The organism is Streptomyces sp. NPDC051636 (assembly GCF_044453765.1).
Lineage (GTDB): Bacteria > Actinomycetota > Actinomycetes > Streptomycetales > Streptomycetaceae > Streptomyces.
The window spans coordinates 719,081-728,167 of record NZ_JBITDA010000001.1 but is presented as its reverse complement, the minus strand read 5'-3'; the positions used below and the strand labels follow the sequence as shown (position 1 = coordinate 728,167).

General features: G+C 69.5%; 11 protein-coding genes. 4 read left to right on the top strand and 7 right to left on the bottom strand.

The features are described 5' to 3' along the window. Positions 1–569 precede the first annotated feature (569 nt). Entirely contained in the window at positions 570–1,220 is a 651-nt protein-coding gene (locus ACIBBH_RS03460; RefSeq protein ID WP_399401440.1) for a DNA-3-methyladenine glycosylase, read from the bottom strand. 138 nt (positions 1,221–1,358) lie between these two features. On the opposite strand from ACIBBH_RS03460, the gene ACIBBH_RS03455 reads away from it, so the two are divergent. The 3 genes from ACIBBH_RS03455 (at position 1,359) to ACIBBH_RS03445 (ending at position 3,398) form a co-directional block, all read left to right on the top strand. Beyond that, positions 1,359–2,141, top strand: coding sequence for a sporulation protein (locus ACIBBH_RS03455; RefSeq protein WP_399401438.1), 783 nt, complete (start codon positions 1,359–1,361; stop codon positions 2,139–2,141). A 50-nt stretch (positions 2,142–2,191) separates the two neighbouring features. Further along, a complete protein-coding gene (locus ACIBBH_RS03450; RefSeq protein WP_399401436.1) occupies positions 2,192–2,731 on the top strand; it encodes a YbhB/YbcL family Raf kinase inhibitor-like protein in 540 nt (179 codons plus the stop codon). A 154-nt stretch (positions 2,732–2,885) separates the two neighbouring features. Further along, on the top strand, positions 2,886–3,398 hold the full coding sequence (locus ACIBBH_RS03445; protein WP_399401434.1) for an HNH endonuclease: 513 nt from the start codon (positions 2,886–2,888) through the stop codon (positions 3,396–3,398). A gap of 71 nt (positions 3,399–3,469) precedes the next feature. Here the strand turns inward: ACIBBH_RS03445 and ACIBBH_RS03440 are convergent, their stop codons facing one another. The 3 genes from ACIBBH_RS03440 to ACIBBH_RS03430 form a co-directional block, all read right to left on the bottom strand. After that, complete coding sequence (locus tag ACIBBH_RS03440; RefSeq protein ID WP_399401432.1) at positions 3,470–4,417, bottom strand: SPFH domain-containing protein; 948 nt, start codon at positions 4,415–4,417, stop codon at positions 3,470–3,472. Positions 4,418–4,551: 134 nt separating this feature from the next. Next, the gene (locus ACIBBH_RS03435) at positions 4,552–4,983 is read right to left on the bottom strand and encodes an NfeD family protein (protein WP_399401430.1); all 432 of its coding nucleotides are present in this window, start codon (positions 4,981–4,983) and stop codon (positions 4,552–4,554) included. A gap of 48 nt (positions 4,984–5,031) precedes the next feature. After that, positions 5,032–5,823: an ABC transporter ATP-binding protein gene (locus ACIBBH_RS03430; RefSeq protein ID WP_399401428.1), complete on the bottom strand. Its 792-nt coding sequence runs from the start codon at positions 5,821–5,823 to the stop codon at positions 5,032–5,034. A 149-nt stretch (positions 5,824–5,972) separates the two neighbouring features. On the opposite strand from ACIBBH_RS03430, the gene ACIBBH_RS03425 reads away from it, so the two are divergent. Further along, positions 5,973–6,761, top strand: a complete 789-nt coding sequence (locus ACIBBH_RS03425; protein WP_399401426.1) for a hypothetical protein — start codon at positions 5,973–5,975, stop codon at positions 6,759–6,761. A 168-nt stretch (positions 6,762–6,929) separates the two neighbouring features. Here the strand turns inward: ACIBBH_RS03425 and ACIBBH_RS03420 are convergent, their stop codons facing one another. The 3 genes from ACIBBH_RS03420 to ACIBBH_RS03410 all read right to left on the bottom strand — a co-directional run bounded on the left by ACIBBH_RS03420 (position 6,930) and on the right by ACIBBH_RS03410 (position 9,070). Further along, the gene (locus ACIBBH_RS03420; RefSeq protein ID WP_399401424.1) at positions 6,930–7,175 is read right to left on the bottom strand and encodes a chaplin; all 246 of its coding nucleotides are present in this window, start codon (positions 7,173–7,175) and stop codon (positions 6,930–6,932) included. Between the two features lie 115 nt (positions 7,176–7,290). Beyond that, entirely contained in the window at positions 7,291–7,932 is a 642-nt protein-coding gene (locus ACIBBH_RS03415) for a response regulator (RefSeq protein WP_399401422.1), read from the bottom strand. Further along, positions 7,925–9,070, bottom strand: coding sequence for a GAF domain-containing sensor histidine kinase (locus ACIBBH_RS03410; protein WP_399401420.1), 1,146 nt, complete (start codon positions 9,068–9,070; stop codon positions 7,925–7,927). Before ACIBBH_RS03410 ends, ACIBBH_RS03415 begins: the two co-directional genes overlap by 8 nt. Positions 9,071–9,087: the final 17 nt, after the last annotated feature.

The following is a 9,087-nucleotide window of genomic DNA, read 5'->3' as shown; positions in this document are numbered from 1 at the left end:
GCCGCCAGCGTTCGTCCTGAGCCAGGATCAAACTCTCCGTGAATGTTTTCCCGTAATCGGGATGAACACCACGAGAGCGGTGCGAGAGGAGGAATGATCCTCTCGCACACAGCGTCCTCGCTGTGTTTTTTCAAAGGAACCTCGCCCCGACCGTGACGGCCGGAGACGGGGTATCAACATATCTGGCGTTGATTTTTGGCACGCTGTTGAGTTCTCAAGGAACGGTCGCTTCCTTCGTACTCACCCGAGAGACTCTCTCGCGGCTTTCCTCCGGGCTTCCCTTCGGTGTTTCCGACTCTATCAGACTCTTTCGTGTCCGATTCCCGGTCGGCGGGATTGTCCGGGGCTGCGGGCTTTCGCCCGTCGGCCTTTCGACATTCACTACGTTAGCCGATTCCCTCGCGAACTCATAATCGAGTTGCGCCGGTCCGAATTCAGGCGTGCGAGCACACCAGAATTCGCCCCTGTTGAGGGGAGGCCGTAGGTAGTGGTTTGGCCGCTCCGGCTGCTGGCTACTGCCGTACCCGGTTCAGCGGCTCGGGCCACGTTACGCACCTTCCCCAGGCAAGTCAACTTCGGCGGCGCCTCGGCACGTGGGCCCGATAAGGGCTCACGGTCGGGTCGTCGGCGATCCAGAAGCGCCAGGGGTGAACGTCCCCGTTCCCACCGTCGCCCGCCACTCCGGTGCGCGGCCCGTTGCGTACCTGGTCGGAGGGGACGGGGGTGCCGGTCCGGATCCGCAACGGGGTGTCGCCGGCCGCGCACGCGTCGGTTCCGTCGAGGGCGCGGTCGACGCCCAGGGCCGTGGCGAGGCGGGCCGGGCCTTTGGCCAGTTCCTTGTCGTTCCGGGCCGAGAGTCGACGTTTGCGGGCCAGTTCCTTGCCCTCGATGATCTCGCCGGCGCGCAGCAGGACCGCGCTGGCGGTGCCCTCGGGACCGCACACGAGGTTCATGCAGAACCACATCCCATAGGTGAAGTAGACGTACACGTGTCCTGGCGGACCGAACATCACGTCGTTGCGGGGCGTGCGGCCTCGGTAGGCGTGGGAGCCGGGGTCGTTCGGGCCGTCGTACGCCTCGACCTCCGTCAGGCGTACCGCGATCGGGCCGTCCGGTGTCGTACGGACGAGGATGCGGCCCAGGAGATCGGGCGCGACCTGGAGGACGGGCCGGTCGAAGAACTTCCGGGGCAGGGGCGTACGGTCCGAGGGCGCGATCATGGCGTCCGAGCGTAGTCCAGACGGGTGGTTGCCCAGGGGTGGTCAAGGATCCGTCGGCTTGCCAGGGTGTGGGCGCGGAACCGGTCGTGCCCGGATCGCGTTTGTAGGGATCAAGGATCCGTTCGTAAAGGGAGAGTCATGGCGTTCAAGAAGCTGCTCGCGAGTCTGGGGGCCGGCGGAGCTTCGGTCGAGACGGTGCTGAACGAGGTCAACGTGGTGCCGGGCGGTGTCGTCCAGGGTGAGGTGCGGATCCAGGGCGGGTCCGTGAACCAGAACATCGAGGGGCTGTCCGTGGGCCTGCAGGCGCAGGTCGAGGTGGAGAGCGGCGACGAGGAGTACAAGCAGAACATCGAGTTCACCAAGGTGCAGCTCGGCGGGGCCTTCGAGCTGCAGGCGGGGGCTGTGCACGCGGTGCCGTTCGGGCTGGAGATCCCGTGGGAGACGCCGGTCACGATGATCGACGGGCAGCCGCTGCGCGGGATGCACATCGGGGTGCGGACCGAGCTGGAGATCGCCCGTGCGGTGGACTCGGGTGACCTGGACCCGATCAACGTCCACCCGCTGCCGGCGCAGAAGGCGATCCTGGACGCCTTCATCCAGCTGGGCTTCCGCTTCAAGAACGCGGACATGGAGCGCGGCCACATCCGGGGCACGCGGCAGAAGCTGCCGTTCTACCAGGAGATCGAGTTCTATCCGCCGTCGCAGTACCGGGGCCTGAACCAGGTCGAGCTGAGCTTCGTGGCCGACGAGCACGCCATGGACGTGGTGCTGGAGATGGACAAGAAGCCGGGGCTGTTCAGCGAGAGCAGCGACACCTACCGCTCGTTCCAGGTGGGCCTGCACGACTACCAGGGGACCGACTGGGCGGCTTACCTCAACCAGTGGCTGTCCGAGGTCGGGAGCAAGCGCAACTGGTTCTAGGGCCCTAGGCTCGGAGTCACTGACTCCAGAACCGTTCAGGAGGTACCGAGGTGACCGAGCTCAAGAGGCGGCCGCTCCCCCATGACTTCCACCCGCCCGTGCCGTCGTTCACGGTCACGAGCGAGGACGTCCAGGAGGGTGCGACGCTCAAGGACGCTCAGGTACACGCGGCCGGCAACACCTCACCGCATCTGCGGTGGGAGGGCTTCCCGCCCGAGACCAAGAGCTTCGCCGTGACCTGCTACGACCCGGACGCCCCTACGGGCAGCGGGTTCTGGCACTGGGTCGTGTTCGACATTCCGGCCTCCGTGACCGAGTTGCCCGCGGGTGCGGGCAGCGGCAAGTTCGAGGGGCTGCCGGAGGGTGCCGTGCACGCGCGGAACGACTACGGGACGAAGGACTTCGGCGGTGCCGCACCGCCGCCCGGGGACGGGCCGCACCGGTACGTCTTCACGGTGTACGCCGTGGACCAGGCCAAGCTCGGTCCGGATGCCGACGCTTCGCCCGCCGTCGTCGGATTCAACCTGCGGTTCCACACGATCGCGCGCGCTCAGCTCATCGGTGAGTACGAGAACCCCGGGAAGGGCTGAGTAAGCCCGGCGTTCATGGAACGTTTGCCCGCCTCTGGTCTTGGAAGTGATCAGGGGCGGGCATTTTTTATTGCGTTGTCCATCTCGGCGCGCCCGTCCAGAGTTGATCCAAGCCCGCCGGGGGGTGGGCCGGTGCACATGGGAGGTGGGCTGGATGCGTGACACGCTGGTGCTGAACGCGAGCTTCGAGCCGCTGTCGACGGTGACCCTCAACCGAGCCGTCGTGCTGGTACTGACGGCCAAGGCCGTCGTTGAGCAGGCCCACCCCGAACTGCGCATGCGGGGCGCCGATGTGGACATACCCGCGCCCCGGGTGATCCGGCTGTGCAGGTACGTACGGGTGCCGTTCCGAAGACAAGCGCCGTGGTCCAGGCGGGGTGTGCTGGTGCGGGACCGGCACAGGTGCGCGTACTGCGGGCGCAGGGCGACGACCGTGGACCACGTGGTGCCACGGTCGCAGGGCGGGCAGGACACCTGGCTGAACACCGTGGCCTCGTGCGCGGAGGACAACCATCGCAAGGCCAACCGGACTCCGGAGCAGGCGGGCATGCCGCTGCTGCGGCAGCCGTTCGAGCCGACGCCCGCCGATGCGATGCTTTTGGCTCTGGGGCACGAGGACTTGGGCGCACTGCCCGAGTGGCTGGCGCAGAGCGCGGCGGCGGCTTAGGCCGTCGTGACAGTACGTGAGTGGGGCCCGCCTTCATGGAGAAGGCGGGCCCCACTCACGTACGCGACAGGTCAGTCGATCTGCGGCTTCTCGCGGCGCTGCTCCGAGCCGTTGCCGGAGCCGCTGCCGCCCGAACCGCCGCCCATCTGGCCGAAGTTGCCCATGGCTCCGGACAGGCCCTTGAGGGCATCGCCGATTTCGCTGGGGACGATCCAGAGCTTGTTGGCGTCACCCTCGGCGATCTTCGGGAGCATCTGGAGGTACTGGTAGCTGAGGAGCTTCTGGTCGGGGTCTCCGGCGTGGATCGCCTCGAAGACCGTACGGACGGCCTGGGCCTCGCCCTCGGCACGCAGGGCGGCGGCCTTGGCCTCACCCTCGGCACGCAGGATCTGGGACTGCTTCTCACCCTCGGCGGTGAGGATGGCGGCCTGGCGCGTACCTTCGGCGGTGAGGATCGCGGCGCGCTTGTCACGGTCGGCGCGCATCTGCTTCTCCATGGAGTCCTGGATGGAGGTGGGCGGCTCGATGGCCTTCAGCTCGACGCGGTTGACGCGGATGCCCCACTTGCCGGTGGCCTCGTCGAGGACACCGCGCAGGGCCGCGTTGATCTCCTCGCGGGAGGTCAGGGTGCGCTCCAGGTCCATGCCGCCGATGATGTTGCGGAGCGTGGTGACGGTGAGCTGTTCGATGGCCTGGATGTAGCTGGCGACCTCGTAGGTCGCGGCGCGGGCGTCGGTCACCTGGTAGTAGATGACGGTGTCGATGTTCACGACCAGGTTGTCCTGGGTGATCACCGGCTGCGGCGGGAACGGGACGACCTGTTCACGCAGGTCGATGCGGTTGCGGATGGTGTCGATGAACGGGACGACGATGTTGAGGCCCGCGTTCAGTGTCCGTGTGTAGCGGCCGAAGCGCTCGACGATGGCGGCGCTGGCCTGTGGGATGACCTGGATGGTCTTGATCAGGGCGATGAAGACCAACACCACCAGAATGATCAGGACGATGATGACCGGTGCCATCGTGCTCCCCGTACCCTTCTCCGCCTCGGCGCCTTCGACAGAACCTGTGGTTCCAGGAGATCGATCTTGCTGGTCGAGTCTGACAGACCGTCGCGCAACTCGTGGGTCGTTCGGTTCAGTTGAGTCCCGCGAGGTCAGATGACGATCGCGGTGGCTCCCTCGATGTCCACGACGTCCACCTCCTGGCCCACTTCGTAGGCGTGGTCGGTGTGGAGAGAGCGCGCCGACCAGACCTCTCCGGCGAGCTTGATCCTGCCGCCCGAGCCGTCGACGCGTTCCAGGACGACGGCTTGTTTTCCCCTCAACGCGTCGATCCCCGTGGCCAGTCGGGGCCGCTGTCTGCCGTGCCGGGCCGCGATGGGCCGTACGACGGCGATGAGGGCGACCGAGACGACGACGAAGGCGAGTACCTGGACCACGACGTCGAGGCCGAGTCCGGCGGCGACCGCGGCCGCGACGGCGCCCACCGCGAGCATGCCGAACTCCGGCATCGCGGTGACCACGAGCGGGATTCCGAGCGCTGCCGCGCCGACGAGCCACCACACCCATGCGTCGATGTCGTTCACATGGTCATGGTAGGGCCGCGGGTCTGCCGCGGACAGGGCGCGACGGGGTCAGGAAAGGGGCAGGCCCTGGGCGGTCCAGCGCTCGCCGACCTGCTCGACGACGAGCGGGAGGCCGAAGCAGAGGGAGAGGTTGCGCGAGGTGAGCTCGAGCTCCAGCGGACCCGCGGCGAGGACCTTGCCCTGGCGGATCATGAGGACGTGGGTGAAGCCGGGGGCGATCTCCTCGACATGGTGGGTGACCATGATCATGGAGGGGGCGATGGGGTCGCGGGCGAGCCGGCCGAGGCGGCGGACCAGGTCCTCGCGGCCGCCGAGGTCGAGGCCGGCGGCGGGCTCGTCCAGAAGGAGCAGCTCGGGGTCGGTCATCAGGGCGCGGGCGATCAGGGTGCGCTTGCGCTCGCCCTCGGAGAGGGTGCCGAAGCGGCGCTCCAGGTAGTCGCTCATGCCGAGGCGGTCGAGGAAGGCGCGGGCGCGCTGCTCGTCGACCTCGTCGTACTCCTCCTGCCAGTGGGCCGTCATGCCGTACGCGGCCGTCAGCACGGTCTCCAGCACGGTCTGGCGCTTGGGGAGCTTGTCGGCCATGGCGATGCCGGCCATGCCGATGCGGGGGCGCAGGTCGAAGACGTCGACCTTGCCGAGGGTGTCGCCGAGGATGGTGGCGGTGCCCTTGCTGGGGAAGAGATAGCTGGAGGCGACGTTCAGGAGGGTGGTCTTGCCGGCACCGTTGGGGCCGAGGATGACCCAGCGCTCGCCTTCCTTGACCGACCAGGAGACCTGGTCCACCAGAGCCCGGCCCTCGCGGACCACGGATACGTCCTGAAGCTCCAGAACATCGCTCATGAGCGCGTTGTCTCCCCTTGCAGTGTGGCCGTCTCGGCTGTCGCGTACGCCTGTGGCTCGGTCCGCCGCGCCGGTGGGCGCAGCCCCTACGAAATCTACGCCACCGGTGCCGCGGTCCATTCCATCGGTACGGTCCTTAGGGTGGGGGCATGCTCTCGGAACCGCGTTCAGGACGCCTCGCCGCTTGGGGAAACGCCCTTTTGGCCGGACTTGTCTCACCGGATGACGCCGTGCTCGCCATTGTCGGGGAGGACGCCGTCCACCGGGTGGAGGGGCTGCCGGGTGAGCCGGCGCCGGTCGGGCTCACCCTCGCGCTGGGGCGGCTGCGGGCGCTGGGTGTCACGGGACTGCGAGTGGCGCTGCCCGCGCCGGGGCATCCGCTGGGGCTGAGCGGGCCGCCGGAGTTCAATGCGCGGGCGCTGGAGGCTCAGGAGGCGGTGGTCGGTCACGGCGCCGCGTTCGGGCTGGTGCCGGAGGTGTTCGAGGCCGGGCCCGCCGGTGATGTGCATGTCGAGGTGGTCTGGCACTGCCTGCCGGTGCGGGAGGCTCCGCCGGCCGATGTGCCGTCGCTCGGTGAGGCCGAGCGGGAGCTGGCGGAGGCCCTGCGGGAGGCCACGGAGGTGCTGTCGCGGCTGGACGTCGCCGGGTCGGGGCCGGTGGCCGATGCGGCGATCGACGCGTACCGGGCGCGCGCCGAGCGAGGGCGGGAGGTGCTGGCGCCGGGGTATCCGTCGCGGGCGGTGCGGGTGCTGGAGCTGGCGCAGCGGGTGGGGTTGCTCGTGTCCCTGGCGTACGACCACGGGGACGGGGCCGCGGTGAGCGCGTCGGAGATGGCGGCGCGGTCCGAGGCGTTGCGGCCGGTTGGGCGGACGGCTCGGCGGGCGCAGGTCGCGGCGTACAACTCCGTTGTGGAGGAGCGGGAGAAAGGGGTGCGGTGAGCGGGGGTTGTGCCGCGGCCGGCGTCGCTGGGAGCTGCCGCCCCCAGCCCCCCGCTTCGGCCTGAGAGTGCTGGACCGGCGCCGGAAGCACGCCGGTATGACAACCACCTGAAAGCCTGACAGACCCCCCGGTGCACTCGGGAGGCCTGGGTCATGGTCGGCCGGGGCTCAGTGGTTGACGCCCAGGTTGCCGAAGGCCGGGCTCAGCACGCCGATGACGTTCACACTGTTGCCGACCGCGTTCACCGGGACGTCCACGGGGGCCTGGACGACGTTGCCCGAGACGACGCCCGGGGAGCCCTTGGCCTCGCCACCCGCCCACGCGCCGTTGGTGGCGGAGGCCATGCCGGCACCGGCGGCGATCAGGCCACCTGCCACCATCGTCACGGCCGCTGCCTTCTTCAGCTTCTGCACTTCTCCAACCCCTCCTTGGCGAGCGCCGCGGCACTCGCCGCAGCACGCCCTGGAGAACGCCGGGGACCGACAGAGGATGCGCCGTCCGGGTGACATTCCCACGACGGTATGAATCTCAGCCCGTCACACCGTGACGTACCGCCCACAACGCCGCCTGGGTGCGGTCCGCCAGGTCGAGCTTCATGAGGATGTTCGAGACGTGGGTCTTGACGGTCTTCTCCGACAGGACGAGGGCTCTGGCGATCTCCCGGTTGGAGCGGCCGTCCGCTATGAGGCCCAGCACCTCGCGCTCCCGCTCGGTGAGGGAACCGCCTCTGCCCTGGCCGGAGTTGGCCTCCTCCTGGGACAGCAGGGCGTCCGCGACCTCCGGCTGGAGCAGGATGTGGCCGGCGTGGACGGAGCGGATGGCGCCGGCGAGGGCGTCGGGGTCCACGTCCTTGTACACGTACCCGGCGGCGCCCGCGCGCAGGGCCGGGACCACCGTGCGCTGTTCGGTGAAACTGGTGACGATCAGCACGCGCGCGGGGTTGGCGACCTCGCGGAGCTTGCGCAGCGCGTCGATGCCGTCCGTGCCCGGCATCCTGACGTCCATGAGGACGATGTCCGGCTTCAGTTCCTCGGCGCGGGCGACGCCCTCGGCGCCGTCGGACGCCTCGCCCACGACCTCTATGTCGTCCTGGACCTCCAGGAAGGTGCGCAGGCCCCGGCGGACGACCTGGTGGTCGTCGACGAGCAGCACCCTGATTGCGTCAGCCACCGGGGACCTCCATCTCTATCGTGGTGCCCTTGCCGGGCGCCGATTCCACGGTCAGCCTGCCGCCTACCCCGCTCGCCCGGTCCCGCATGGAGACCAGGCCCAGGTGGCGGCCCGCGCGGCGGACCGACTGCGGGTCGAAGCCGCGGCCGTCGTCGGTGACGCGCAGGACGGCTCCGCAGCCGTGCCGGTCCACGGTCACATCGACGTGCTCGGCCCCGGAGTGCCGCAGGGCGTTGTGCAGGGCCTCCTGGGCGACGCGCAGCACGGCCTCCTCCTGGGCGGCGGGCAGGGCGCGGAAGCTGCGGGCGGCGAACGTCACGCGCGCGGTGTGGGCGCGGTCGAGGACCTGTGTCTGGGTGCGCAGGGTGGCGACGAGGCCGTCCTCGTCGAGGGCCGCGGGCCGCAACTCCACGACGGCGGCGCGCAGTTCGTCGGCGGCCTCGGCGGCGAGCGCGGCCACCTGCTGCAGCTCGCCCTTGGCGCGGGCCGGGTCGCGGTCGACCAGGGCGGCCGCCGCCTGGGCGGTCAGGCGCAGGGAGAACAGCTTCTGGCTGACCGCGTCATGCAGTTCGTGCGCGAGGCGGGAGCGTTCCTCGGCGATGGTCAGCTCGCGGCTGCGTTCGTAGAGGCGGGCGTTGGTGAGGGCGATCGCGGCGTGCTGGGCGAGGATGGAGAGGAGTTCCTCGTCCTCTTCGGTGAAGCCGCAACCGCCTTCGGACTTGGGGCAGTTCTTGTTGGCCAGGAACAGTGCGCCGATGACCTCGTCGCCGTCCCTGATCGGCAGGCCCAGGAAGTCCGACATCTCGGGGTGCGCTGACGGCCAGCCCTCGAAGCGCGGGTCCTTGCGGACGTCGGCGAGACGCTCGGGGCGGGCCTCGTGCAGCATCGCGGCGAGGATGCCGTGCTGGCGCGGGAGCGGGCCGATGGCCTTCCACTGGGCGTCGCTGACGCCGTCGACCACGAACTGGGCGAAGCCGCCGTGGTCGTCCGGGACTCCGAGGGCGGCGTACTGCGCGCCGAGCAGCTCGCGCGCCGAGGCGACGATCGTCTTCAGGACGTCCCGTACCTCGAGGTGCCTGCTCATGGCCAGCAGCGCGGAGCTCACCGCGGCGAGGCCGGACCGGGGACCTTGGCTCATGTCCTCACCGTACCGGC

Coding starts and splice junctions, on each gene's coding strand:
- ACIBBH_RS03460 (WP_399401440.1), bottom strand. CDS start 1,220: ATGATCGCGCCCTCGGACCGTACGCCCCTGCCCCGGAAGTTCTTCGAC.
- ACIBBH_RS03455 (WP_399401438.1), top strand. CDS start 1,359: ATGGCGTTCAAGAAGCTGCTCGCGAGTCTGGGGGCCGGCGGAGCTTCG.
- ACIBBH_RS03445 (WP_399401434.1), top strand. CDS start 2,886: ATGCGTGACACGCTGGTGCTGAACGCGAGCTTCGAGCCGCTGTCGACG.
- ACIBBH_RS03440 (WP_399401432.1), bottom strand. CDS start 4,417: ATGGCACCGGTCATCATCGTCCTGATCATTCTGGTGGTGTTGGTCTTC.
- ACIBBH_RS03430 (WP_399401428.1), bottom strand. CDS start 5,823: ATGAGCGATGTTCTGGAGCTTCAGGACGTATCCGTGGTCCGCGAGGGC.
- ACIBBH_RS03425 (WP_399401426.1), top strand. CDS start 5,973: ATGCTCTCGGAACCGCGTTCAGGACGCCTCGCCGCTTGGGGAAACGCC.
- ACIBBH_RS03410 (WP_399401420.1), bottom strand. CDS start 9,070: ATGAGCCAAGGTCCCCGGTCCGGCCTCGCCGCGGTGAGCTCCGCGCTG.